The sequence below is a fragment of the Massilia rhizosphaerae genome, assembly GCF_016093545.1.
Lineage (GTDB): Bacteria > Pseudomonadota > Gammaproteobacteria > Burkholderiales > Burkholderiaceae_D > Telluria > Telluria rhizosphaerae.
The window spans coordinates 49923-74699 of sequence record NZ_JADKYX010000011.1; the positions used below are offsets into that span (position 1 = coordinate 49923).

Below are 24777 nucleotides of genomic sequence, written 5' to 3' on the forward strand. Positions count from 1 at the left end.
AAACACTTCGTTGTTTATGGGCCTCTACAAACAGTAGGGTGGGGTCATCGATGCCGGTGGCATCGATGACGTGCCCACCATTTGCCTGCGGTCCGCAAACGTTTGGTGGACGCGGGGAGCCCACCCTACTCGCCTTTGGCGATGCCTTCGCGGCGCGGGTCGGCGCCGCCGAACCACAGCGGGACGCCGTGGATGTCCATCCGCGCGATGCCCTGCAGGCCGGACGTCTGCGGGAACACGCGCACCTTGTGACCGCGCGCCTCCAGCGCCCGGATCTCGGACAGCGGGAAACGCCCCGCCTCCAGCTCCGTCGGGCCGTTGCGGCTGCCGAAATTGGGCAGGGAGATGGCCTGCTGCATGTCGAGTCCCCAGTCGAGCGTGCCGACCAGCACCTTCGCCACGTAGTTGATGATCAGCGGGCCGCCCGGCGAACCGACGGCTTCCACGAATTTGCCGGTCTTCTTGTCGAACACGATCGTCGGGCTCATCGCGCTGCGCGGACGCTTGCCCGCTTCGACCCGGTTGGCGATGGGGCCGTTGGCGTCGCGCGAATCGAACGAGAAGTCGGTGAGCTGGTTGTTGAGGATGAAGCCGTCGACCATCTGGCGCGAACCGAACGCGTCCTCGACGCTCGTCGTCATCGACAGGCCGGCGCCGTACGCGTCGACGGCGACGATGTGCGACGTCGAATGCGCCTCGATCGAATTGTCCATGCCCCAGTTCCACGCCGACTCGACGCCCGGCGGGTGGCCGGCCTGGGCCTTGCCCATCGAGCGCGGCCCGATCAGGCTGGCGCGCTGCTTCAGGTACGTCTTGTCCAGCAGCGCGGGGATGCCGCGGCCGGGCAGCGGGACGAAGTCGGTGTCGGCGGCGTAGCGGTCGCGGTCCGCGTACGCGAGGCGGCCCACTTCCGTGAACAGGTGGACGGCGTCCGTGCCGGGAATGTCATTGGTCGGCGCCAGCGCCGCCATGTTGCGCGTCTCGAACATGCCGAGCATCTGGGCGACGGCGATGCCACCCGACGACGGCGGCGGCATGCCGCACACGGTGTAGGCGCGGTAGTCGCTGCAGACCGGCTCGCGCAGCTTGGGCTGGTAGGCGGCGATGTCGGCGGCCGACAGCAGGCCCGGATTGGTGGGATGGCTCTTGACCTTCGCCTCGATGTCGCGCGCGATGTGGCCCGTATAAAACACCTCGGCGCCGCCGTCCGCGATTTCATGCAGGGTGCGCGCCAGCGCCGGATTCTTGAGGATGTGGCCGACGGGCCACGGCTTGCCGTCAGGCCCATAGAAATACGCGCGCGCCGTCGGGTCCTTGCGGATATACGCATCCTCGGCGAGCAGGCCGTGCAAGCGCGGGCTGACGGCGAAGCCCTGCTCGCACAGGCGCAGCGCCGGCTGGAACAGGGTCTTCCACGGCAGCTTGCCGTGCTGCCGGTGCGCCAGCGCGAGCATGCGCAACACGCCCGGCGCGCCCGTCGAGCGGCCGCCCACGATGCCTTCGCGGCGCGACATCGGCGTGCCGTCCGGGTGCTGGAACAGGTGCTCGTCCGCCTTCGACGGCGCGGTCTCGCGGCCGTCGTACGCCTGCACCTTCTTGCCGTCGTAATACATCAGGAACGCGCCGCCGCCGATGCCGGACGATTGCGGCTCCACGAGCGTGAGCACCAGTTGCGTGGCGATGCCCGCGTCGATCGCCGTGCCGCCCTGCTTGAGCATCTCGTAACCCGCCTCGACGGCCAGCGGATTGGCGGCCGCGACCATGTATTTGCGGGCGGTCCAGCCGGCCTTTTCCGTGTAGCCGCTGGCGGCCTCCGGGGCCTGCTGCAGGGAGGACGCGTCCTGGGCGAACGCGGCGACGGGATTCAGGGTGGCGGCAAACGCGCCACCCAGGGCAAGAGCGAGCAACTTCGATTTCATGCGATCTCCAGTTCAATACCTTGGAGCATCGTACCCGAAATTGCTCGACCGCTTAAGTTACGTACTTCGATTGCTTACTTCGGCTGCATGCGGATCGCGCCGTCCAGGCGGATCGTCTCGCCGTTCAGCATGACGTTTTCGATGATGGTCCTGGCCAGGTGCGCGTACTCGCTCGGCATGCCGAGGCGCGGCGGGAACGGCACCATCTTGCCCAGCGAATCGCGCACTTCCTGCGGCATGCCCATCAACATCGGCGTCTCGAAGATGCCCGGCGCGATCGTCATCACGCGGATGCCGCTGCGCGCCAGGTCGCGCGCCATCGGCAAGGTCATGCCGGCCACGCCCGCCTTCGACGCGCCGTACGCGGCCTGGCCGATCTGGCCGTCGAACGCGGCGACGGACGCCGTGTTGACGATGACGCCGCGCTCGCCGTGCTCCAGCGCGTCTTCCTTGCCCATCGCATCTGCGGCGAGGCGGCACATGTTGAAGGTGCCGACGAGGTTGATGTTGACGGCGCGCTGGAAGGCGTCCAGCGGATGCGGACCGTCCTTGCCGACCGTCTTGATGGCCGGAGCGACGCCGGCGCAGTTGACGAGGCCGCGCAGGCTGCCCAGTGCGCACGCCGCCGCCACGACGGCCTGGCCGTCCGCTTCCGACGTCACGTCGCACTTCACGAAACGGGCGGCGGCGCCCAGTTCGGCGGCCAGCGCCGCGCCGGCTTCCTGCTGCACGTCGGCCAGCACGACCTTGCCGCCCGCTTCCACGATGGTGCGCGCCGTGGCCGCGCCCAGGCCCGAGGCGCCGCCCGTCACGATGAACACATGATTCTGGATTTGCATCTGTCTCCCCTTCGCTAGTCTGTTCAGTCTGTTGGATATTGTCTTGCCGTTTACGTAAACGTCAATCAACGGATTCTAGCTGGATTTGGACGTGAGCACCATGTACACATCAAAAACACTGCACGGTGGCGCCGTTCCGGGTGCACACACGGCCGGTACTGCTGACGCCCGCATTGCCGCTGCCGTTGAACGTGTTGCCGGCCGCGTCCGTGCAAACGATGCCCTGGCAGGCGCGGAGGATGGTGGTGCTGGGCACCGTCGGCTGCGGCGCCGGCAGCGGCGGCGGGATCGGCACGGTGGCCGTCGCGGGCGGCGCCTCGCCGGCACGCAGCGGACGCGGCGCCATCGGCCCCTCGCCCTGCCACGCCTGGTGCCGGCGCGCGGCGCGGCGGCGCTGTTCCTGCAGCTGCCTGGCACGCTGCTCGTCGGTTAGTTGCGTTTCTGGCCGACTGGGCTGTCGTGGCGCGCTCTGGCGGGCCAATGTATCGGCCTCGTCGCGCACCTCGGCCGGGTCCTTGCGGACCGCATCGATGCCCTGCTGCCCGCGCGGATGCAGCACCGGCCCATAACTCAGCGTGGCGGCGGGCGGCGGGCGCGTCTGCGCGGTCTGGGCCATGCACGCGCCGGCGAGCATGATGCAGGCGGCCAGCGCGGCCCTGCTCAAGTGTCGTTGTCGTTTCATGATGTCACTCCTTGTCGTTCCATTATCGACCTTCGGCACGCCGGCGTGCATCGCGCACGCGTCAGGTGCGCGTCAGCTTGCTGCGCCACGCTGCTAAGCTGCCACCGAGCATGTTTTAGACAATAACGACACAGGAGACGACCCACCATGCAGACCATGCAGGAGCTATATCGCGCCAAGCGCGGCAGTGCCTTCGATGCCCTCAACCACGTGCGCGACGGCGACACGATCGTCGTGCCGACCGGCGTCGGCGAACCGCCCACCTTGCTGCAGGCGCTGTCGGAGGCATGCCGCAGCTTCAATGACGTCCAGGTGGCGCAGATCCTCGCCATGCGCAAATACGACTATTTCGCCCAGGAATGCCAGGCGCATGTGCGGCACGCCGCGCTATTCTTCGGCGGCGCGTCGCGCGCGGGCGGCCAGGGCGGCTGGTGCGACTTCATCCCGAACTATTTTTCCGAAATCCCATCGCTGATCGAACGGGGCCTGATGCCCGCCGACGTCGTGTTCGCGATGGCCTCGCCGATGAGCGCCTCCGGCCACTTCGCCCTCAGCCTCGGCACCGACTACACGATGGCGGCCGTGGCGAAGGCGCGCGCCGTCGTGCTGGAAGTGAATCCGCATGTCCCGTTCACGCACGGCCAATGCCACGTGCACATTTCCCAGGTCACGGCACTGGTCGAAAGCGACGACCCCATCCTGGAAGTGGGCCTGCCGCGCATCGGCCCCGTGCAGGAGGCGATCGGCCGTCTCGTCGCCGAGCACATCGAGGACGGCTCCACCCTGCAGATCGGCTACGGCGGCATCCCGGACGCCGTCGTCATGCAACTGACGGAAAAGCGCGACCTCGGCATCCACACGGAAATGATCGGCGACGGCATCCTGAAACTCGTGGAGGCCGGCGCCGTCACCAACCGCAGGAAGACGCTCATGCCGGGCAAGATGGTGGCGACGTTCGCGCTCGGCTCGCGCCGGCTGTACGACTTCATGCACCACAACCCGATGTTGGAAATGCACCCGTCGAATTTCACGAACGATCCGTATATCGCCGGCCAGAACGACAAACTCATCTCGATCAACGCCAGCCTGCAGGTCGACCTGCTCGGCCAATGCGGCAGCGAAAGCATCGGGCACCTGCCCTATTCCGGCACGGGCGGCCAGGTGGATTTCGTGCGCGCCGCAAACCGCTCGCGCGGCGGCAAGTCGTTCATCGTGCTGCCTTCGACGGCGAAGGACGGCACCGTCTCGCGCATCGTGCCGACCTTGGCTCCCGGCACGCACGCGACGACCAGCAAGAACGACGTCAACTACGTCGTCACGGAGTGGGGGATCGCCCAGTTGCGCGGCAAGTCGGCCAAGCAGCGCGCGCAGGCGCTGATAGCCATCGCGCATCCGGACTTCCGGCCCTGGCTGCGCGAGGAAGCGGACCGCATGTGCGTCTTTTGAATGAAAAACGGGACCCGCAGGTCCCGTTCGTGTGGCCGCTTCGATGTCGTCAGCCGCGGGGCTCGCTCACGGCGCCCCGTGCGTGCTCGGCGCCGAGCGCGCCGGCCACGCCGTAAACCAGCAGGGCGCGTCGCAGCTCGGCACGGTCGGCGCCGTCCGTATGCTGCTGGCCGTCCTCGCGGACGGCGTCGGTGGGATCGGGGCCACGGGCGTCGGGGTCGCCCATTCTTCCGAGATAGCTCGTCATGGTTTTCTCCATTTGGTTAGTAACTTGGCGCGGCTTGTTCAATAAACAAATCCACTAATGCCGCTACTGTACCGCAACGGAGGCGATCACGTCGCCATCTGTTTTGTTTTTACACCTATCTTCTTGCCGGGTGAAAATTTACTACACGTTTGCGCACGCCATGGCATCATGGCGCCCAAAGGGGGATAGCGATGACACGAGTTGACGAGATCGGGAATGGCGACCACGTGCGCGGCCCGGCGGACGCCGCGCTGACGGTGATCGAATACGCGGACTTCCAGTGCCCGTACAGCGCGCGCGCCCATCTCGCGCTGCGCGACCTGGACGGCCGCTTCGGCGGCATCCGCCTGGTCTACCGCCACCTGCCGCTGTCCCACCTGCACCCGCTGGCCGAACTGGCGGCCGAAGCGGCCGAAGCCGCCGCCAGCCAGGACCGGTTCTGGGAGATGCACGACGTGCTGTTCGAACGGCAGCGCCAGGTCGTCGACAAGCAGGACCTCGCCGTGCTGGCGGAGAGCCTGGAACTCGACATCGAACGCTTCCGCGCCGAGATCCTGGAACGCCGCCACCGCCCGCGCGTGCAGGCGGATGCCGCACGCGCCCACCACGACGGCGCCACCGGCACCCCGACCCTCTATATCAACGGCGTGCGCTACCGCGGCGATTCGGACCGGGCGTCGCTGGCGAGCGCCTTCAACGAGGCGCTCGGCGGCTGAGCCTGCACGCCGGCCGCATGCGCCGTCGCGGCCGGCTTCGCATACAGCGCCTGCGGTGCCGACACGGCCAGCCAGCCGCCCGCCGGCAGCAGCGGCACGAGCAGCAGCGCCACGATGTTGATGATCTTGATGAGCGGATTCACGGCCGGCCCCGCCGTGTCCTTGTACGGATCGCCCACCGTGTCGCCCGTGACGGCCGCCTTGTGCGCCTCGGAGCCCTTGCCGCCGTAGTGGTTGTCCTCGATGTACTTCTTGGCGTTGTCCCACGCGCCGCCGCCCGTCGTCATCGAGATCGCGACGAAGAGTCCGGTCACGATCGTCCCCATCAGCATGCCGCCCAGCGCCGCGGGCCCCAGCAGCATGCCGACGAGGATCGGCACGATCACGGGCAACAGCGACGGCAGCACCATCTCGCGGATGGCGGACGCGGTGAGCATGTCGACGGCCTTGTCGTATTCCGGCTTGCCGGTGCCCGCCATGATGCCGACGATGTCGCGGAACTGGCGCCGCACCTCGATCACGACGGCGCCCGCCGCCCGCCCCACCGCTTCCATCGCCAGCGCCCCGAACAGATAGGGCACGAGGCCGCCGATGAACAGGCCCACGATCACCATCGGGTTCGACAGGTCGAACGCCATGCGCGTGCCGTGCGCTTCCAGCGCGTGCGTGTAGTCGGCGAACAGCACGAGGGCGGCCAGGCCCGCCGAGCCGATCGCATAGCCCTTGGTGACGGCCTTCGTCGTGTTGCCGACGGCGTCCAGCGGATCGGTGACGGCGCGCACCTGGTCGGGCATGCCGCTCATCTCGGCGATGCCGCCGGCGTTGTCGGTGATCGGCCCGTACGCGTCCAGCGCGACGATGATGCCGGCCATCGACAGCATCGCGGTGGCCGCGATGGCGATGCCGTACAGGCCGCCCAGCTGGAACGCGACGAGGATCGCCGCGCACACGACGAGCACCGGATACGCCGTCGACTTCATGGACACGCCGAGCCCCGCGATGATGTTGGTGCCGTGGCCCGTCGTCGACGCTTCGGCGATGTGGCGCACGGGGCCGAATTCCGTGGCCGTGTAGTACTCGGTGATGTAGACCATCAGGCCCGTGAGCGCGATGCCGACCGTGGCGCAGCCCAGCATGCGCCAGCGCATGGCCGGGTCGGGCCACACGAGCCACGTGACGACGGCGAACCCGATCAGCGACAGCGCCGCCGACCACCACAGGCCCGTGTACAAGGCATACATGATCTTGTGCCCCGGATGGTTCTTCACGAGCGAGCAGCCGACGATGGACGCGATGATGGACACGCCGCCCAGCAGCAGCGGATACGCCGTGCCGGTGCCGCCCATGCCGGGCAACATCAGCGCGCCGAGGAGCATCGTCGCGACGAGCGTGACGACGTAGGTCTCGAACAGGTCGGCCGCCATGCCGGCGCAATCGCCGACGTTGTCGCCCACGTTGTCGGCGATGACGGCGGGATTGCGCGGATCGTCCTCGGGAATGCCGGCCTCGACCTTGCCGACGAGGTCGGCGCCGACGTCCGCGCCCTTCGTGAAGATGCCGCCGCCCAGGCGCGCGAAGATCGAGATCAGCGACGCGCCGAACGCCAGTCCCACGAGCGGCTGGATGACGTCATGGGGCGACAGCGCGGCGTCCGCGCGGAGGATGAGGAACCAGTAGAACAGCGCCACGCCCAGGAGGCCCAGGCCGACGACGAGCATCCCGGTGATCGCGCCGCCGCGGAAGGCGACGTGCAGCGCCTCGTCGAGCCCCTTGGCCGCCGCCTGCGCCGTGCGCACGTTGGCCCGCACCGACACGTTCATGCCGATGAAGCCGCACGCCCCGGACAGCAGCGCGCCGGCCAAAAAGCCGCCCGCTGTGGCGGGACCGAGCAGCAGGAAGATGGCGATCAGCAGGATGACGCCGACGATCGCGATGGTGCGGTACTGGCGCGCCAGGTAGGCCGACGCCCCCTGCTGGATGGCCAGCGAGATTTCCTGCATGCGGCCGTTGCCGGGATCCTGGCTCAGGACCCATCGTCGTGACCACAAGCCGTAGAATACCGCGATGACGCCGCACGCGACGGCGAAGATGAGCTGCGCGGATGCCATGTCGTCCCCCTCGTTCTTCGATCAAACCACCACAGTCGAAGGCCGTCACGCGATGTCCGCTGGAGCGGCCTGCCTTGCTGCATTCGCCGCACAAGGTGCGACAAAACTTTGATCTAAAAACCTGGACGGATGGCATTAGTCATCCGGAGCCAAAAAGAGCGGCTCGCGCCGCCCTGGAATGTTCAGCCTGCGAGTGCCGCGAAAGCGGCGTCCCGTACTTCCTCGACCGGGCCGACGCCCGAGATCTTGCGGTACTTGGGCGCACCCGGCAGGCCCGATTCCGCCCACTTGTTGTAGTAGCCGAGCAGGACTTCGGTCTGGTTGTGGTACACGGACAGGCGCTTCTTGACCGTTTCTTCCGTGTCGTCGTCGCGCTGGACCAGCGCCTCGCCCGTGACGTCGTCCTTGCCTTCGACTTTCGGCGGGTTGAACTTGACGTGGTACACGCGGCCGGAAGCCGGGTGGCTGCGGCGGCCGCTCATGCGTTCGACGATCAGCTCGTCGGGCACGTCGATTTCCAGCACGTAGTCGATCCTCACGCCGCTGTCCTTCATGGCGTCGGCCTGCGCGATGGTGCGCGGGAAGCCGTCGAACAGGTAGCCGTTGGCGCAATCCGCTTCCTTCAGGCGCTCCTTCACCAGGCCGATGATGATGTCGTCAGACACCAGCTGGCCAGCATCCATCACTTTTTTCGCAGCCAGGCCCAGCTCGGTGCCGGCCTTGATGGCCGCACGCAGCATGTCGCCGGTGGAAATCTGGGGGATGTTGTATTTTTCTTTGATGAAGTTTGCCTGGGTGCCTTTACCGGCGCCGGGGGCTCCTAACAGAATGAGACGCATGAAGGATTCCTAAAGGTATCTAATAATTTTTTTGTGCAGTTATCGTTGAGAACAGATAACTGCATGATGCATATCTAGCTACTGATACGAAACTTACCACAAAAGCAGCATTCCACGCCACTGAAGGCCGGCGATCTCTCAGCCGTTTGACCTGGCGCAAGCAGACTGAAGAGTAGTTTCCAAAAGGATCAAGACATGTAGAAAAGCCGCACCCGCTCCAGGTCGGCCGGCGTGTCGACGCCCGCATGGGGCGCCTCGGCCGTCACGTGCACGGCGATGGGCACGCCGTGCCACAGCACGCGCAGTTGTTCCAGCGCTTCGATGGATTCCAGCGGCGACGGCGCCAAGCGCGGATAGCGCTGCAGGAAAGCATTGCTGTACGCGTACAGGCCGATGTGGCGCAGCGGCACGTAGCCGGCCGGCAGTTGCTCGCGGCTGGCGGCGAAGCCGTCGCGGTGCCACGGGATCGTGGCGCGCGAGAAGTACAGCGCGCGCCCGAGCTTGTCCAGCACGACTTTCACGACGTTCGGATTGAAGGCATCGTCCACGCTCGAGAGCGGATGGGCGCACGTGGCCATCGGCACGTCGGGGGCGATGCGGGCGGCGCAGGCGGCCAGCAGCGCGGGGTCGATCAGCGGTTCGTCGCCCTGCAGGTTGACGACGACGGCATCCGGCGCGAGGCCCAGCGCGTGCGCCACTTCCGCGATGCGGTCGGTGCCGGATGGATGGTCGGCGCGCGTCATGCAGGCCTCCACGCCGTGCGCCGCGCAGGCGGCCGCGATGTCGGCGTGGTCGGTGGCGACGATGATGCGCGCCGCGCCCGATTGCTGCGCGCGCTCCGCCACGCGCACGACCATCGGCTTGCCGCCCAGGTCCGCGAGCGGCTTGTTCGGCAGGCGGGTCGAGGCCAGGCGGGCCGGGATGATGACGACGAAGCTCACGGGAATCGCCAACCCGTCACAAGACCGGCTCGACCTTGCGGGCTTCTTCGGCCCACATGATCGGGATGCCGTCGCGGATCGGATACGCGAGGCGGTCCGGGCGGCAGATCAATTCCTGCGCTTTCTTGTCATATTCGAGCGGTCCCTTGCACAGGGGGCAGACCAGGATATCAAGCAGTCGGGCGTCCACGACATTTCTCCACGATTTGGGCAGCCAGCGCGGCATCGATCTGCGCGCCGACCGGCACGACCCACACGCGCGGGTCGTTGCTGATTGTTTCAAGTTGCCGACATTTTACTGCATCCTTCTCCGTCACCAGGATGACGTCCGCGTCGACGCCCCGGAACGGGTCGTCCAGGAAGTCGTGGTGGTCGGGCAGCGGCAGCTCGGCGACCGTGAGGCCGGCGGCCCGCAGCATCGCGAAGAAGCGGCCCGGATTGCCGATGCCGGCCGCCGCCAGCACGCGCTTGCCGCGCAAGTCCGACAGCGGCACGCGCGCCGTCGCGTCCATCAGGCGCTCGGCGTGGTCGCCCGCGAGCCGCATCTGCCACGGCCGCCCGCCCACCGCCGCGGCCAGCGCCGGCGTGACCTCGGGCGCGTTGACGACGGTGAAATCGCGCCGGCGCGACGGCGCCTCGCGCAGCGGGCCGGCCGGCAAGGTCCAGCCGTTGCCGGTGCCGCGCCCGTCGAACAGGACGACTTCGACGTCGCGCGCCAGGGCGTAGTGCTGCAGGCCGTCGTCGGCGATCAGCACGTCGACGTCGGGATGCCGCGCCAGCAGATACCGCCCCGCCTCGGCGCGCCGGCGGCCGACGACGACGGGGCAAGCGGCCCGGCCCGCGATCAGCAGGGGCTCGTCGCCGACGTCCTGCGCGCGCGCCGCGGGCAGCACTTCGCGCGGGGCCTGTTCCGCCCCGCCGTGGCCGCGCGAGATCACGCCCGGGCGCATGCCGGCCGCGCGCAGGTGCTGCGCCAGCCAGATCGTCAACGGCGTCTTGCCGGTCCCGCCGATGAAAATATTGCCGACGACGATGACGGGCACGGGCAGCCGTTCCGATGTCAGCACGCCGGCGCGGAACAGGGCCACGCGCAGCGCGGCCAGCAGGCGGAACAGCAGGGACAGCGGCCACAGGGCCACGGCCAGCGGCCCGCGCCGGAGCCAGGCGCGGGTCAGTAGGGATTCGAGGGAGGATGCCATGGAAAAGTCGCCCCCGCCTGCGCGCGGGCGACGCACAGGTTTTACTTCTGGCCGCCCGTCTGCGCCGCGAACGTCAGCTTGTCGTAGCCGGCCATGCGCGCCGCTTCCAGCACGTTGATCACCATCTGGTGCATCGCAAACTGGTCGGCGTTGACGATGATGACCGGATCTTTCACGGGCGTGGCCAGCGGCTGGCCGTCCGGTCCGATGCTGGCCGCGCGCCTGAGGTCGTCGGCGAGGCTGGCCACGCCGTGGAATGCGACAGGCACATTGTTCACCGTGTAGTTACCCTTGGCGTCGACCGTGACGTTGATCTCGAACGGCCTGTCGACGGCTTTCTCGGCATCGGCCGTCGGCAGCGTGATCTGTAGTTCGGTGAACTTGCTGTACGTGGTCGTCACCATGAGGAAGATCAACACGACCAGCAGCACGTCGATGAACGGGATCAGGTTGATCTCCGGATCCTCGCGTTTGCGGCCGCGGCGGAAGTCCATCATTTGCGGGCACCGTGGACGACGTCGACGAATTTCACGGCCTGCAGCTCCATGTCCATGATGAAGCTGTCGACCAGTGCGCGGAAATGGCGGTAGAACACGAGGGCCGGCATGGCGATCGCCAGGCCGAAGCCCGTGTTGTACAGCGCCACGGAAATGCCGTGTGCCAGCTGGGCCGGGTTCGTGCCGCTGGCGTTCTGGGCGCCGAAGATCTCGATCATGCCCACGACCGTGCCGAACAGTCCCATCAGCGGGGCCAGCGAGGCGATGGTGCCGAGCGTCGTCAGGAAGCGCTCGAGCACGTGGGCCACGCCCCGGCCGGCTTCCTCGATCGATTCCTTCATCACGTCGCGCGGCGCGTCGACGTTGCGCAGCGCGGCCGCCAGCACGGTGCCGAGGGGAGAATTCGTCTGCAGCTTGTCGATGATGTCCGGCGTGACTTTACCGCTGCGATAGACCTGGATCACTTCATCGAGCAGCTGGCGCGGCAGGATTTTTTCGCGGCGCAAATAGATCAGACGCTCGATGATCAAGGCCAGGGCAATGATCGAGGCGATCAGCAACAGCCAGATGGGCCAGCCGGCGGCTTGGAGAATGGCGAGCAAATGGGACTCCCGAATGAGTAAAAACGACGTGACAAGCTAGTTGCGCAATGTAACGTGTTGCCCCGTTTGCGGCAAGTAGAGTTCTGCACACATTCTGTGGATAAAATTGTGCGCAAGGCGGACCGGAGGCGCTAAGTGCCTTGATTCTTAAGGGATATTTTTCCGTGCATAAAAACGCGGCACGGCACCTCGGGGCAGCCTCTGTGGCGATGCACGCCCCATTCGTTTTCAGAGCAGGTAGCCGGCTAGGTAGAACGCGATGGTGGAAACGACTGCGACGCCGGAAAGCACAGCCCACTCGCGCAGCGACAGGCGTTTCCATCCCACCGCGTTCAGTAGCCCGAACAGAAGCGCGGGGCCAAATAGGGTCGCAGAGAGTTGCACGTACGTCGCCAGGCTCGTAGGGCAGTGCTCCAGGTCGGAACAATCGTTGGTCGGCACATGACTGGGAATCGGCCAGTTCAAACGGCTAAACACGTAAAGACAAAGCCACGAAAGCATCAGCCCGAAGACGATTCCGGAAAAACCCGCAGCCAAACGCTTCACTTAACCTCCCAGAACAGGATTTGACGGGATTTACCCAGATCGGAGTAAAAGTTGTCTTGCCCACCTCGAAGCCGGTCAAAGATGTTCGGCACATGGTTAATTCCCAGCCTGAACCGCAAGAAGGACTCGACTGAAGGCGTGAGAGTGTTCTTGTTCCATAAGTCGATATGGTCGCCACTGAGACGGCTTGTGGCCTCACCTGGCCGGTGCCAGTATCCATGAAAAAAAACAATTCCAGTTCGCCCAGCGAGCAAGCCCTTCCAATTTTCCCCCGTCACTTCCTCCGGTTGGGTTGGCAGACCACAAAACGGCTGCAAGGCCAGCCACTTCGCCAACTCTTGCGCACGAACAGCAACAGGCTTGCCCTCTATCAACATTCGATCGGGTCCACGGTACGACTTCATTGCAACGCCGACTTTATGCAGTGTCAAGCTGACTCGGATGGCACATTGATTTTCAAAACCAAATGGAATCTTGCCTGACTTTGGATCACGGTAAGGGTCGCCGGTCACGTAGTTTTCCCAAAGATCGGAAAATTGCACCGCAGGAACGTCAATCTTGCACACCGAGTCCTTGACCGTGTTTGTTCTCACCTTGGCGTGTTGTACAAGCGTTTTGGTCATGCTGCCATCCCTCCCATCCTCGCAAGAGCTTCGTCTCCCCAATAAACGACGTATTCATCTTCGCCGCCGGTATCAATACGCGGCAACAATCCATCAGTTTCGGTACGCCCTGAGAACGTGCGCCCGTCCAATGTCTCGACGTAGTAGGGAACGCCGTGAATGGGCGGCGAGACAAGTTGCGCCCTTTCGTCGTACGTATCCCGCGATGGCTCGGGTGACTTGACCGGTGCCCACTCTCCATCGGCAGTAAGAAGATGCTTTTCCGCGATCTCTGCGCCACTCTCATTGCCGACGCCATCAATGTCATTAAGGGTGGAATAACACGGGCATCCACTGCTTGACTTCATGCCGTGAATCACCCGCGGACGGCCGTTGGCCAGCATCGAGCGCATGAATCCCTCAGCTATCACACAACCCTTGCGACACGAGATGCGCGCGCCTTGAAAGGCATAAGCCCGTCCCCGGCCAATACATGTCTGGTCGCCCTCGGCCACCGTACCACCACAAGCTGTTTGGTCACCCTCACGAATCCATCCGATGATCTTCATGCATGATCTCCCATCTGTGGTTTGCAGCCGCGATGCGCGACTCAACGTCGAGGATTTCGGCCGTCGTGGGCGATTATCCTGCACATGACACGAGGACTTGATAAAAGAACATTGATTCTAGTCTATCAACCATCGAGTGATGAATATGTCAGAAGAGCAATTTTTGCACACATTCTGTGGATAAAATTGTGCGCAAGGCGGACCGGAGGCGCTAAGTGCCTTGATTCTTAAGGGATATTTTTCCGTGCATAAAAACGCGGCACGGCAAGGCACGGCACGGGCAACGTCCCCGACCGGAAACCTCGCGATGAGCGAGGACGGGCTGGCGCTGTAGTTGCCCACAATTTCTGTGGATAAATTTGTGAGAAATCAGCTTTCCAAACGGTAAGTATTTGATTTTACTCACGGAAATTTTCGAGTCCAAAAAATAGGCAGGATTGCGCGCGACTACACCGCCGGCCGCCCCTGCCCTTCTGCACATTTTTTGTGGACAAAATTGTGCGCAAACGCACAAACCTTACCCTAAGCGGTTGATTTGCAAGGAAAAGGTTGACCCGCCCATTTTTTGAGCACCCGGGCTTGTCCCGCCCCGACATTCCGCAGAGCGGGACTTTTCACACAAACTGTGGAAAAGATTGTGTGCAAGCGCATCGTTCGCATCCCAACTGTTTGATTTCACTCAGGATTCATCTTCAAGCCCAATTTTTGAGCAGGTCCGTCCCGTGCCCAGCGCCGCCCGGGAGCGACGACGTATTCCCGACCGCACGGCGGCTGGGTTATAGTCGCGTCCTCCGAAAAGGCATCGGGCGCCGGTTCGGGCCATGCCGGTCTTCTTCACAAATTTTGTGGAAAAGATTGTGAGCAAGGCCTTTGTTCCGACACAAAGTGTTTGAATTTAAACGGAATTCTTGCCGTGCAGATTTTTTAAGCAGGACGCTTCACGTGCCCCGGGCGGCCGCTCACCTGGGCTGGACATTCAACTGTTCACATAAACTGTGGAAAACGATGTGTGCAAGGGCCGGAACAGCGGCCTAAGTGTTTGATTGCTCAAGAAAAATATATGCACGCTGAATTCGGAGGCAGTGCCGGGTTGGCCACTTTCGCACACATTCTGTGGATAAGATTGTGGCCAAGTACTCGAAGATGTACTCAAGCCATTGATCCATAAGACAATTTGCTTGCTGCATCGAAATCAGGCAGCAAGGTTTTACGTTAAAAATCAGGCGTTTACAAAAACTATTTGTCGTTTTACTGCAGATGCGCCAGTGACTGCGCATAACCATGTTTTTGTGGACAGTTCAACCCAGCTTATCCCTATGTTCCCTACCGAAGACGCCGATCCGGCCTATGCCGCCCCGCCCGTACTGACCGTCACGGCCCTCAACCAGCAGGTCGCGCGCCTGTTGGAACGCACGTTTCCCCTCGTCTGGATCGGCGGCGAGATTTCGAATTTCACGCGGGCCGCGTCCGGGCACTGGTATTTCACGCTGAAGGACGACGCGGCCCAGGTGCGGGCCGTCATGTTCCGCGGCCGCGCCCAGTACGCCGGCTTCACGCCGCGCGAGGGCGACAAGGTCGAGGTGCGCGCCCTCGTCACGCTATACGGCGCGCGGGGCGATTACCAGATCAACGTCGAGGCGATCCGCCGGGCCGGCGTGGGCGCGCTGTACGAAGCCTTCATGCGCCTCAAGGAGAAGCTGGGCGCCGAAGGCCTGTTCGACGAAGCCCGCAAGCGGCCGCTGCCCCTGTTCGCGCGCACGGTCGGCATCGTCACCAGCCCGCAGGCGGCCGCGCTGCGCGACGTGTTGACCGCGCTCAAGCGGCGCGTGCCGCACGTGCGCGTCGTGCTGTACCCGGCGCCCGTGCAAGGCCAGCTGGCTGCGCAAAAGATCGCCGAAGCCATTGCCGTCGCCTCGCACCGGCGCGAAGTGGACGTGCTGGTCGTCTGTCGCGGCGGCGGCTCGATCGAGGATTTGTGGAGCTTCAACGAGGAAGCCGTCGCGCGCGCGATCGCCGCGTGCAGCATGCCCGTGATCTCGGGCGTCGGTCACGAGACGGACTTCACCATCGCCGACTTCGCCGCCGACCTGCGCGCCGCCACGCCGACGGCCGCCGCCGAGCTGGCCGCGACGGCGCGTGCCGACTGGCTGGCGTCGCTGCAGGCGGACGCCGGCGAACTGCGCCGGGCAATGGGCCGCGTCCTGTCCGACGCCAGCCAGGGCCTGGACAGCCTGTCGCGCCGCCTGCTCAGCCCATCCAGCCAGATCGCCCATCAGCGCCTGAAACTTCTCGGCATGGCCAGCAGTCTCACGCATGCGGTGCGGCTGCCGGTGAACCGCCACGGCGTGCTGCTGGCGCAATTGCAGCAACGGTGGGCCCGCCATCGGCCGGACTGGAGCGGACTGCGCACGCGGCTGGAATCCGACCGGCGCCACCTGACGGCGAGCGTAGTCAGCCAATTGCGCGCGCGGCGCGAAGCGCTGAACGCCTTGGCCGCGCAGCTCGAACTGCTGAACCCGCAGCGCACGCTGGAGCGCGGCTATGCGATCGTCAGCAACGCGAAGGGAAAGATTTTGCACGCGCCGGGGCAGATCAAGCCGCGCGACGTATTGCGCATCCGGCTGGCGGAAGGCAGCGCGGAAGTCAGCGTGGCCGGCGTGCAGGATTTACTGGAATGACAACATGATGATTTCGCAAAGCCATATCTGCAACGTTTACGCATCCGGTTTAGAATAAGCGCCCGAATTGATGTACCGCAGAGACTTTTTGAAATAGTCTCCCGTCAACTTACCAAGGAACAAGACATGGAACATACCCTGCCCCCACTGCCGTACGCGAAGGATGCCCTGCAGCCGCACATCTCGGCCGAGACGCTGGAATACCACTACGGCAAGCACCATCAGGCCTACGTCACGAACCTGAACAACCTGATCAAGGGCACCGAGTTCGAAAACCTGTCGCTGGAAGACATCATCAAGAAATCGCAGGGCGGCGTTTTCAATAACTCGGCCCAGGTGTGGAACCACACCTTCTTCTGGAACTGCATGACCCCGAACGGCGGCGGCGCGCCGAGCGGCGCGGTCGCGGATGCGATCAACGCCAAGTGGGGCTCGTTCGACAAGTTCAAGGAAGAGTTCCAGAAATCGGCCGTCGGCAACTTCGGTTCGGGCTGGACCTGGCTGGTCAAGAAGACGGACGGCACCGTCGACATCGTCAACACGTCGAACGCCGCCACTCCGCTGACCACCGAGAACAAGCCGCTGCTGACCTGCGACGTGTGGGAACACGCCTACTACATCGACTACCGCAATGCCCGTCCGAAATTCGTCGAGGCATGGTGGAACGTCGTCAACTGGGACTTCGTGAACAAGAACTTCGCGTAATCCGCGGTTCGCCGTTTCGGCCTGATCGGGTCCGCAGCGGCCCGATCATGCACGCACAGCCCGCCTCGGCGGGCTGTGGCCGTTTACTCACTTGCTCGCTCACCTGCTCGCCTGGCTGAGCTGTTGCCGCTGCTGCGGCGTCAGTACGCCGTCGACCTGTTTCTGTGCGTCGAGCATGTTCTCGAACATCTGGCGGTGGACTTTTTCGGCCGCCGCGTAGGCGTTGCGGGCCGCCTGCTCATCGAATTTTCCGTCGCGGTAGAACGCCGCGGACTGCATGGTGTCGTGCATCCGGTCCATCAGCGCAAACTGTTTTTCCCGCAGATTCCGGTGGATGGCGTAGATCTTGTCGCTCTGTGCCTTCGTCAGGTCGAGGTTGCCGTATCCCCCGCCCATCATGCCCGGCCCCCAGCCGCCCATGCCCCAGCCTCCCATGCCCCAGCCGCCCATCATGGCGCCGTGATTCCAGCCCCTCGCGGACGCCGCGCCTTTCCGCTCCGGTGCGGAACTTTGACGGGCGGATGCCGGGGCTTGCCACCACAGTGACGACAAGAGGAGCGCCGCGAGCGACACTGCCGTGAAATGTTTTTTCATGATGGCCTCGCTATTGTTCTGTCAATGAAAAGTAGATTGCGAAACGCCGGAATGGTTCACCCCCGCCGGCGGCGAAGGCCGGCGCGCCGCGCCGCGCAAACAATCTATTGAAATATAGATCGTCAAAACATATAATGTGTTCGAGTAGATTTTATTCCAGGGAGGCCACGCGGTGGCGCACGATCAAGACAAGTTCGATTTACAGGAGATGCAGGCGGCGGCCGCCCGCGCCTGCTCGCTGCTGAAGACGCTCGGCAACGCCGACCGCCTGCTGTTGCTGTGCCAGCTGACGCAAGGCGAGTTCTGCGTGAGCGAGCTCGAGTCGACGCTGGGCATCCAGCAACCCACGCTGTCCCAGCAACTGGGGGTGCTGCGCGAAGAAAAACTGGTGAGCACGCGGCGCGAAGGCAAGCAGATCTATTACAGCCTGGCCAGCAAGGAAGCCACGGCGGTGATGCAGGTCCTGTATCAACTCTATTGCGTCAAGCAACCGGGAGAAAACGATGGCAATTGATTGGGCTCACTTCACCCCTTGGGCGTCGCTCGTGGGCGGCCTGCTGATCGGGCTTTCCGCCGCCGCCTTCGTGCTGTTCAACGGCCGGATCGCCGGCATCAGCGGCATCCTCGGCGGATTGCTGCGGCCAGCGCGCGGCGACGTGGCCTGGCGCGCCGCGTTCCTGGCCGGCCTGGTCGCGGCCCCGCTCGCCTACGCGCTGTTCGCGCCGTTGCCCGGCGTGCGCATCGACGCCGGCGCAAGGACGCTCGTCGCGGCGGGCCTGCTGGTGGGGCTCGGCACCCGGTACGGCTCGGGATGCACCAGCGGCCACGGCGTCTGCGGACTGTCGCGCCTGTCGCCGCGCTCCCTGGCCGCCACGGCCGCGTTCATGCTGGCCGGCTTCGTCACCGTATTCGTGCTGCGGCACATCATCGTTTGAGGAGAACGCAATGCACATCGTCATGGCAGCCATCGTCGGCCTGGTCTTCGGCATCGGCCTCATCGTCTCCGGGATGACGAATCCCGCCAAGGTGCAGGGCTTCCTCGACCTGGCGGGCAATTGGGACCCCTCGCTGGCCTTCGTCATGGGCGGCGCGATCCTGGTCGGCCTGTTCGCCTTCCGTGCCGCCGGCAAGCGCAAACGCTCGCTGCTGGGCGACGCCATGTGCCTGCCCACCGCCACCCGCATCGACCGGCGCCTGGTGCTGGGCAGCCTGGCGTTCGGCGCCGGCTGGGGACTGGCCGGATTCTGCCCCGGCCCCGCCCTCGCCTCCCTCGCGACCGGCGGCGGCAAGGCCATTGTCTTCACCGGCGCCATGCTGGCCGGGATGGTCGTCTTCGAAGTGCTGGAACGCGCCCGCGCCGCGGTGCGGCGGCCGGCCTGAACGGAGAAGCGTCATGTTGACATCGCTCGCACTCGGCCTCGCCGTCGGCCTGATCCTCGCGCTCACGGGGGCCGGCGGCGGCATCCTCGCGGTACCGCTGCTCATGTTCGGCACCCATATCGGCGTCGCCCAGGCCGGGCCGATCGGCCTGATGGCGGTCGGCATGGCGGCAGCCCTCGGCGCCTTCCTCGGATTGCGCATCGGCGTCGTGCGCTACCGCGCCGCCCTCCTCGTCGCCGTGACCGGGATGCTGTTTTCCCCGGCCGGGCTGTGGCTGGCCCACCGGATCGACAACCGCTGGCTCAGCGTGCTGTTCGCCGCGACCCTGCTGTACGTGGCCTTCAACACGTTCCGCAAGGCGCGCGGCGCCCAGGCCTGCGCGCCGGAGGCCGGTCCGCGGCCCCCCGTCTGCGTGCGCGGCGCCGACACCGGCCGCTTCATCTGGACGCGCCCCTGCGCCCGGGCGCTCACGCTGTCCGGCTCCATCGCGGGCCTGCTGTCCGGCCTGCTGGGCGTCGGCGGCGGCTTCGTGATGGTCCCCGCGCTGCGGCGCTACACGGACCTGGCGATGCAGTCCGCGGTGGCCACGTCGCTGGCCGTGATCGCGCTGATCTCGGCGTCCGGCGTCGTGGCGAGCGCCGCGAGCGGCACGCTCGCCTGGGGCATCGCCCTGCCCTTTTCGGCCGGCGCGCTGGCGGGCATGCTCGGCGGGCGGACGCTGTCGAACCGCCTGTCCAGCGCCCATCTGAACCGGGCGTTTGCCTCGGTATCCGTCGTGGTGGCCCTCGGCATGATCGCCAAGGCCCTTGTCTAAGCACTGCTTTCGTCCCAGGAGCCGGAGATGAACATTCACCCCATTCAATTGTTCGACGCCGAATCGTCGACCTTCACCTATATCCTGAGCGCACCCGGCAGTCGCGACGCGGTCATCATCGATCCCGTCGACCGGAACCTCGAACGCGACCTGCGCCACCTCGAGCGGCTCGGGCTGAAACTGGCCTACGTGCTCGAGACGCACGCCCACGCCGACCACGTCACGTCGGCGGGCAAGCTGCGCGAGCTGACGGGCGCGCAGGCGGCGGTGCCGAGCGGCTGCGGCATCGCGCCGGCCGAGGTGCAGCTCGCCGACGGCGACGTCCTCGCGTTCGGCGACGGGGAAACGATCGCGGTCCTGCATACGCCGGGCCACACGGCGGGCAGCATGAGCTATGTCTGGCGCGGCAACGTGTTCACCGGCGACACGCTGCTGATCGACGGCTGCGGCCGCACCGATTTCCAGAGCGGCAGCGCCGACGCGTTGTACGACAGCGTGACCAGTAAACTGTTCGCCCTGCCCGACGCCACCCTGATGTGGCCCGGCCACGATTACAAGGGCCAGTCGGTGTCGACGATCGGCTGGGAAAAGCGCCACAACAGCCGCCTGGCGCAGCGCTCCCGCGAAGATTTCGTCAAGCTGATGGGCGAGCTGAACCTGCCCAAACCGCGGCTGATCGACGTGGCCGTGCCGTCGAACCAGAACCTGGGCCTGCCGCACGGCGCCTGATCCGGTCAGCCGTACGGCGTGTACTCGAAACCGTTGTGCATCACGCCCACGAGCGCCGCCTGGTTTTCCGGGCTCTCGCTGAAACTCACGAGCACGTCGGCCGTGGTCAGCACGTGCTGGTCGAGCAGCTTGGTCCAGTAATCCGCGCCCTCCTGGTCCGGCGCCCGGTGCAGGACGTTGGCGTAGAACTTGTCCACGATGTCGGCATTGGTCGGATTGTCGCCGTACAGGTCCTTGAATTCGGCGGACTGGACGAAGCCGTTGGCCACGTCGCGCAGCGCCGCGCCGTGGTCCAGCACCCCCATCCAATACCCTTCGCCGCCCTTGTCGGGCGCGCGGTCGAACGCGGCCTGGAAGAGACGGAAGGCCTGGCCGCCGTGGCCGTCGACGTCGAACGCGATGGCCTTGTCGGCGAACTGCAGGCGCTGCACGTTCTTCAGCAGGTCGGTGCCCTCGGCGCCCGTCTTGTCCGCGACCGTGAAACCGGTGGCGGTCTTCGTGACCGTGTAGTTCGCCGCGGCCCCGTGGTAGAGCGCCGTGTTGGCGCCCGCGCCGCCGTCGAGCGTGTCGTTGCCCGCGCCACCGTCGAGCGTGTCGTTGCCGGGGCCGCCGGTCAAGGTGTCGTTGCCGGCCATCCCGTGCAGGACGCTGCCCTTCGCGTTCGCGGTCAGCACGTCGTTGCCGTCGCCGCCGTAGGCGTTCAGGATCGTCGTCCCCGGCGCGATCGTCAGGTTCGCGCCGCCGATCACGGACGGCGCCGCGCCGGAGAGATCGATGCGGTCGTCGCTGCCGAGCGCACTGGCGTTGATGGTGTCGATGCCACCGTCCGGGTCGCTCAGGATGCCGCGCGACGGGTCGGCGGCGACCATCTGCGCGTACTGCGCCGTGTAGATGAAGGTGTGGTCCGGCGTCGGCTGGTGGCCGATAATGTCGATGCTCCAGTCATCCAGCGTCCCGGTGTTGCCGGTCGCAAGGTCGATCACGGCCAGCTGCCAGCGGCCGTGCGCGCTCTCGCCCCAGTCGAGCACCGTGTCGAACGTGAAGTGGATGTCGTGCTGAGTCGAACCGACGGCGCTGAGCGCGCCCTGCGACGGGCGGTACATCAGGTAGCTGATCGTGCCGTTCGGCGAAGTCAGGGCGATTTCCAGGTCGCCGATGACGGGATGCGTGATGTTGACCGTGACGTCGACGCGCTCGACGACGACGTTGCTGTCGATGTCGATCGAACTGTACTCGAACTTGCCGGTATTGTCGGGAATCGCCTCGTTGACGGTCTTCGACGCGACCACGTCCACGACATTGGCGGACGTGCGCGGCGTGCCTTCCCACGTCGCGGCAAGGCGCACGGCCCCGAGGGCATCGACCTCGCCGAAGCCGGTCGCCTGCACGGCGTCGTCGTATTGCAGGCCGCCGCCGTTCCAGTCATGGGCGCCGTTGGTCGCCCAGCCGGACGGGGATCCGACCTGGTGCGCGGTGTAGGCGAGGATCTGCTGGACGTCGCGGTAGCCCAGGTGCGGATTGACTTCGAGCATGAGCGCGACGATGCCGCTGACGATGGGCGCGGAAAACGACGTGCCGTCGACGAAGGCGTAATTGCTGGGGCTGACCCCGGCGGTGCCGGCGCGGTCGGTGGTCATGATGCTGGCGAAGTCGCCGTCGCCGGCCCCGCCCGGCGCGGCCACGAGGATCGACGCGCCCGTCGTGCTGAAGTAGGACGACGCGCCGCTGTAGTCGACGGCGCCCACCGTGATGATGTACCTGCTGTTCTGGAAATTGTGCAGGTTCGTGTCGTCGCCGTAGTCGTAGCTGTTGCCTGCCGACTGCACGACGACCGTGCCCAGGCCGTCGCGTCCGGTCGCGGCCAGGTCGCGCAGCGCGGCGAAGACGGGCGCGAACTGGGCATCGTTCGCATTGTCGTAGAAGGCCCAGTTCGTATCGGCTTGCAGCAGGTTGCCGAAGCCCCAGGAGTTGTTCAGCACGTCCATGCCCGCCGCGTAATGGAAGGCGTTGACGATCTCCGTCATGTACTGGGACGAAATCGTGTCCGACGTGTACAGCGACACGAGCTGCGCATCGTAGGCGACGCCGACGATGCCCTTGCCGTCCCTGGCGGCGCCGATCACGCCGGCAACCTCGGTGCCGTGGTTGTCGCTCGCCCGGACCGGCGTCCCGCCCGCCTGCATCGACAAGGCGACCCGGCCCAGGCCGGCGGCGTCGTTCGCCGTCAGGTCCGGATTGGACGCGTCGATGCCCTGGTCGAACACGGCGATCTTCACGCCTTTTCCGGTCGCATGGCCCCACGCGGACAGGGCCTGGGTCGTGAACAGATACCACTGGCCCTTGAACAATTCATCGGTCGGCAGATTGGCGCCGGCGGGCATGTCGTCGTCGAGGATCATGCCCCAGGCGCTGACCGTACCCGAATCGCCGTTCGTACCCACGGGGACCAAGGTGGGCCGCGGGACCGTGGCGCCCAGCGCGTGGCTGAGCTGAATCCCGAACGCCCGGCTCGGTTCGAAATTCTTGTTACCGATCACCGGAACGGTAAAGGTCGCCGTCGTCGTACCGGGCAAGAAGGTCAGCGTTTCGTCCTGCGGCTGGTAATCGACGCCGGGCACCGCCGTTTCGCCGTTCGTGGCGACCTGCACCGAAACGGTATACGGAACGGCGTGCGACATCACGACCGTAAACGTCATGTCCCGCGTGCCGGCGTTGCCTTCGACAATGGTTTGCGAGGCAACGGTCAGGCTCGGCATCGTGATGTCGCTCGTGACGATGCTTCCGTCGGCGCCCACGGTCATCAGCTTCTGAAAGACGTACGAATTGTCGGTGACGTAGCCGTCGTCCGTGCCAGGCGTCTTCCCGGTGTATTCGGCGGCGACGAGGGTTACGAAATAGGTGCCCGGCGGCGGCAGGCTTTTCAGGGGGACGGTCGCGGAAATATCCTGGAAATAATGATTCGGGTCGAGCCTGCCGCTTGAGGCGTTGCTGAAGCGGTCGACCGCGACCTCATACCCGGTATTCGCCGCGTCCGGATTCCACGGCGCCGCGGTCAGCCAGAGTTCCAGCCTGACCGTGCCGGACATGGCGTCGCCGACATTCTTGACCTCGTCGGCCGTCAGTGTGACCCCGGTGATCGTACCGTCCGCTCCCTTGACGAATTGAAAGCCGTATTTGCCCTGAATTTCGATATTTGCGCTCATGCCCGCCCTGACGTCGGCCTGCCGCGATAAGCGACGCAAACCGTAGTGAAAGTTTATTGAACGTTGGCAATATTATCAGAATTTTGTTACCTAGGCTCAATATTTTCCACCAGGCATCATTGCGATTTCTACCGAGCGAGATTTGTCGCGAAACTGTACGAATTTGTCATGCTTACCCATCGAACATGCGCGAATGTTTCCCGGTCTTATAAAATGCCGGGTCAAGGAGAACATCATGTATCGCGTACTGTTGGTGGAAGACGATCCGCGCCTCGCGGAACTGGTGACGGAATACCTGTCCAGCTATGAATTCGCGGTCGACCTCGTGACGCGGGGCGACGCCGCGCTGGACCACTTCAAGACGGCCGCGCCGGACATCGTCGTGCTCGACCTCATGCTGCCCGGCATGGACGGCATGGTCGTGTGCCGCCAGATCCGCGACGTGTCCGACGTGCCGATCCTGATCCTCACGGCGCGCGAAGACACCTACGACGAGGTGTCGGGCCTGGAGCAAGGCGCGGACGACTTCGTCAACAAGCCCGTGCAGCCGCGCGTGCTGCTGGCGCGCCTGCGCGCCCTGCTGCGCCGCACGCAGACGAAGACGGCGACCGATTCCCGCGTGCTCGAGTTCGGCGCGCTGCGCATCATGACGAGCGACCGCAGCGTGACGTGGCGCGGCCAGCCGTGCATCCTCAGCAATACCGAATACAAGCTGCTGCTCGTGCTGGCCGAGGCGGCCGGGCGCGTGCTGTCGCGCGACGAGCTGCTCAAGAAAATGCGCGGCATCGAATTCGACGGCCTCGACCGCAGCATCGACAACTGCATCTCCAAGCTGCGCCGCAAGTTCGACGACAACCTGTCGGAAAAGATCAAGACCGTGTGGGGTGAAGGTTATCTGTTCTCGCCGTCGGCCTGGAATTGA

26 protein-coding genes are annotated in these 24777 nt (G+C 65.2%); 10 read left to right on the forward strand and 16 right to left on the reverse strand.

Annotated elements, in window-relative coordinates; genetic code table 11:
• Positions 1-125 precede the first annotated feature (125 nt).
• The 3 genes from ISF28_RS16760 to ISF28_RS16770 form a co-directional block, all read right to left on the reverse strand.
• Positions 126-1919, reverse strand: coding sequence for a gamma-glutamyltransferase family protein (locus ISF28_RS16760; RefSeq protein WP_198118317.1), 1794 nt, complete (start codon positions 1917-1919; stop codon positions 126-128).
• A gap of 74 nt (positions 1920-1993) precedes the next feature.
• The gene (locus ISF28_RS16765; RefSeq protein ID WP_198118318.1) at positions 1994-2758 is read right to left on the reverse strand and encodes a 3-hydroxyacyl-CoA dehydrogenase; all 765 of its coding nucleotides are present in this window, start codon (positions 2756-2758) and stop codon (positions 1994-1996) included.
• Between the two features lie 109 nt (positions 2759-2867).
• Positions 2868-3440 carry a hypothetical protein gene (locus ISF28_RS16770; protein ID WP_198118319.1) on the reverse strand — a complete coding sequence of 191 codons (573 nt, stop codon included), beginning with the start codon at positions 3438-3440 and terminating at the stop codon, positions 2868-2870.
• Positions 3441-3596: 156 nt separating this feature from the next.
• On the opposite strand from ISF28_RS16770, the gene ISF28_RS16775 reads away from it, so the two are divergent.
• A complete protein-coding gene (locus tag ISF28_RS16775) occupies positions 3597-4886 on the forward strand; it encodes an acetyl-CoA hydrolase/transferase family protein (protein ID WP_198118463.1) in 1290 nt (429 codons plus the stop codon).
• Positions 4887-4935: 49 nt separating this feature from the next.
• Here the strand turns inward: ISF28_RS16775 and ISF28_RS16780 are convergent, their stop codons facing one another.
• Positions 4936-5133 carry a hypothetical protein gene (locus ISF28_RS16780; protein WP_198118320.1) on the reverse strand — a complete coding sequence of 66 codons (198 nt, stop codon included), beginning with the start codon at positions 5131-5133 and terminating at the stop codon, positions 4936-4938.
• Positions 5134-5324: 191 nt separating this feature from the next.
• On the opposite strand from ISF28_RS16780, the gene ISF28_RS16785 reads away from it, so the two are divergent.
• Complete coding sequence (locus tag ISF28_RS16785) at positions 5325-5849, forward strand: DsbA family protein (RefSeq protein WP_198118321.1); 525 nt, start codon at positions 5325-5327, stop codon at positions 5847-5849.
• On the opposite strand, the gene ISF28_RS16790 is transcribed toward ISF28_RS16785, so the two are convergent.
• From ISF28_RS16790 to ISF28_RS16835, 10 genes are all read right to left on the reverse strand, one after another.
• On the reverse strand, positions 5786-7957 hold the full coding sequence (locus ISF28_RS16790) for a sodium-translocating pyrophosphatase (protein ID WP_198118322.1): 2172 nt from the start codon (positions 7955-7957) through the stop codon (positions 5786-5788). The genes ISF28_RS16785 and ISF28_RS16790 overlap by 64 nt on opposite strands.
• A gap of 182 nt (positions 7958-8139) precedes the next feature.
• Positions 8140-8796 (reverse strand): adenylate kinase, encoded by a 657-nt coding sequence (adk, locus tag ISF28_RS16795; protein ID WP_198118323.1) that lies wholly within the window; start codon positions 8794-8796, stop codon positions 8140-8142.
• A 188-nt stretch (positions 8797-8984) separates the two neighbouring features.
• Entirely contained in the window at positions 8985-9737 is a 753-nt protein-coding gene (gene kdsB / locus ISF28_RS16800) for a 3-deoxy-manno-octulosonate cytidylyltransferase (protein WP_198118324.1), read from the reverse strand.
• Positions 9738-9753: 16 nt separating this feature from the next.
• Positions 9754-9927, reverse strand: a complete 174-nt coding sequence (locus tag ISF28_RS16805) for a Trm112 family protein (RefSeq protein ID WP_198118325.1) — start codon at positions 9925-9927, stop codon at positions 9754-9756.
• Positions 9908-10936 (reverse strand): tetraacyldisaccharide 4'-kinase, encoded by a 1029-nt coding sequence (gene lpxK / locus ISF28_RS16810; protein WP_198118326.1) that lies wholly within the window; start codon positions 10934-10936, stop codon positions 9908-9910. Before lpxK ends, ISF28_RS16805 begins: the two co-directional genes overlap by 20 nt.
• 41 nt (positions 10937-10977) lie before the next feature.
• On the reverse strand, positions 10978-11430 hold the full coding sequence (locus ISF28_RS16815) for an ExbD/TolR family protein (protein WP_198118464.1): 453 nt from the start codon (positions 11428-11430) through the stop codon (positions 10978-10980).
• Positions 11430-12035: a MotA/TolQ/ExbB proton channel family protein gene (locus ISF28_RS16820; protein WP_198118327.1), complete on the reverse strand. Its 606-nt coding sequence runs from the start codon at positions 12033-12035 to the stop codon at positions 11430-11432. The genes ISF28_RS16815 and ISF28_RS16820 overlap by 1 nt, the downstream gene beginning before the upstream one ends.
• A 228-nt stretch (positions 12036-12263) precedes the next feature.
• Positions 12264-12581 (reverse strand): hypothetical protein, encoded by a 318-nt coding sequence (locus ISF28_RS16825; protein WP_198118328.1) that lies wholly within the window; start codon positions 12579-12581, stop codon positions 12264-12266.
• Positions 12578-13204 carry a T6SS effector amidase Tae4 family protein gene (locus ISF28_RS16830; protein WP_198118329.1) on the reverse strand — a complete coding sequence of 209 codons (627 nt, stop codon included), beginning with the start codon at positions 13202-13204 and terminating at the stop codon, positions 12578-12580. Before ISF28_RS16830 ends, ISF28_RS16825 begins: the two co-directional genes overlap by 4 nt.
• Complete coding sequence (locus tag ISF28_RS16835; RefSeq protein ID WP_198118330.1) at positions 13201-13752, reverse strand: PAAR domain-containing protein; 552 nt, start codon at positions 13750-13752, stop codon at positions 13201-13203. The genes ISF28_RS16830 and ISF28_RS16835 overlap by 4 nt, the downstream gene beginning before the upstream one ends.
• 1316 nt (positions 13753-15068) lie before the next feature.
• Here ISF28_RS16835 and xseA point away from each other — a divergent pair.
• A complete protein-coding gene (gene xseA / locus ISF28_RS16840; protein WP_198118331.1) occupies positions 15069-16430 on the forward strand; it encodes an exodeoxyribonuclease VII large subunit in 1362 nt (453 codons plus the stop codon).
• A 126-nt stretch (positions 16431-16556) separates the two neighbouring features.
• A complete protein-coding gene (sodB, locus tag ISF28_RS16845) occupies positions 16557-17135 on the forward strand; it encodes a superoxide dismutase (protein WP_198118332.1) in 579 nt (192 codons plus the stop codon).
• Between the two features lie 99 nt (positions 17136-17234).
• Here sodB and ISF28_RS16850 read toward each other — a convergent pair whose 3' ends face one another.
• Positions 17235-17729 (reverse strand): Spy/CpxP family protein refolding chaperone, encoded by a 495-nt coding sequence (locus ISF28_RS16850; RefSeq protein WP_198118333.1) that lies wholly within the window; start codon positions 17727-17729, stop codon positions 17235-17237.
• Positions 17730-17937: 208 nt separating this feature from the next.
• Between ISF28_RS16850 and ISF28_RS16855 the strand changes: the two genes are divergently transcribed.
• From ISF28_RS16855 to ISF28_RS16875, 5 genes are read left to right on the forward strand one after another with little or no spacing between them, the layout of a single operon-like run.
• Positions 17938-18243: an ArsR/SmtB family transcription factor gene (locus ISF28_RS16855; protein ID WP_198118465.1), complete on the forward strand. Its 306-nt coding sequence runs from the start codon at positions 17938-17940 to the stop codon at positions 18241-18243.
• On the forward strand, positions 18233-18664 hold the full coding sequence (locus ISF28_RS16860; protein ID WP_198118334.1) for a YeeE/YedE family protein: 432 nt from the start codon (positions 18233-18235) through the stop codon (positions 18662-18664). The genes ISF28_RS16855 and ISF28_RS16860 overlap by 11 nt, the downstream gene beginning before the upstream one ends.
• Positions 18665-18674: 10 nt before the next feature.
• Entirely contained in the window at positions 18675-19109 is a 435-nt protein-coding gene (locus ISF28_RS16865) for a YeeE/YedE family protein (RefSeq protein WP_198118335.1), read from the forward strand.
• 13 nt (positions 19110-19122) lie between these two features.
• The gene (locus ISF28_RS16870) at positions 19123-19923 is read left to right on the forward strand and encodes a sulfite exporter TauE/SafE family protein (protein WP_198118336.1); all 801 of its coding nucleotides are present in this window, start codon (positions 19123-19125) and stop codon (positions 19921-19923) included.
• Positions 19924-19950: 27 nt separating this feature from the next.
• Positions 19951-20652: an MBL fold metallo-hydrolase gene (locus tag ISF28_RS16875; RefSeq protein ID WP_229519152.1), complete on the forward strand. Its 702-nt coding sequence runs from the start codon at positions 19951-19953 to the stop codon at positions 20650-20652.
• A 5-nt stretch (positions 20653-20657) separates the two neighbouring features.
• Here the strand turns inward: ISF28_RS16875 and ISF28_RS30920 are convergent, their stop codons facing one another.
• Positions 20658-23855 carry a S8 family serine peptidase gene (locus tag ISF28_RS30920; RefSeq protein ID WP_198118337.1) on the reverse strand — a complete coding sequence of 1066 codons (3198 nt, stop codon included), beginning with the start codon at positions 23853-23855 and terminating at the stop codon, positions 20658-20660.
• A 235-nt stretch (positions 23856-24090) separates the two neighbouring features.
• Here ISF28_RS30920 and ISF28_RS16885 point away from each other — a divergent pair, with 235 nt between their 5' ends.
• Positions 24091-24777: a response regulator gene (locus ISF28_RS16885; protein WP_198118338.1), complete on the forward strand. Its 687-nt coding sequence runs from the start codon at positions 24091-24093 to the stop codon at positions 24775-24777.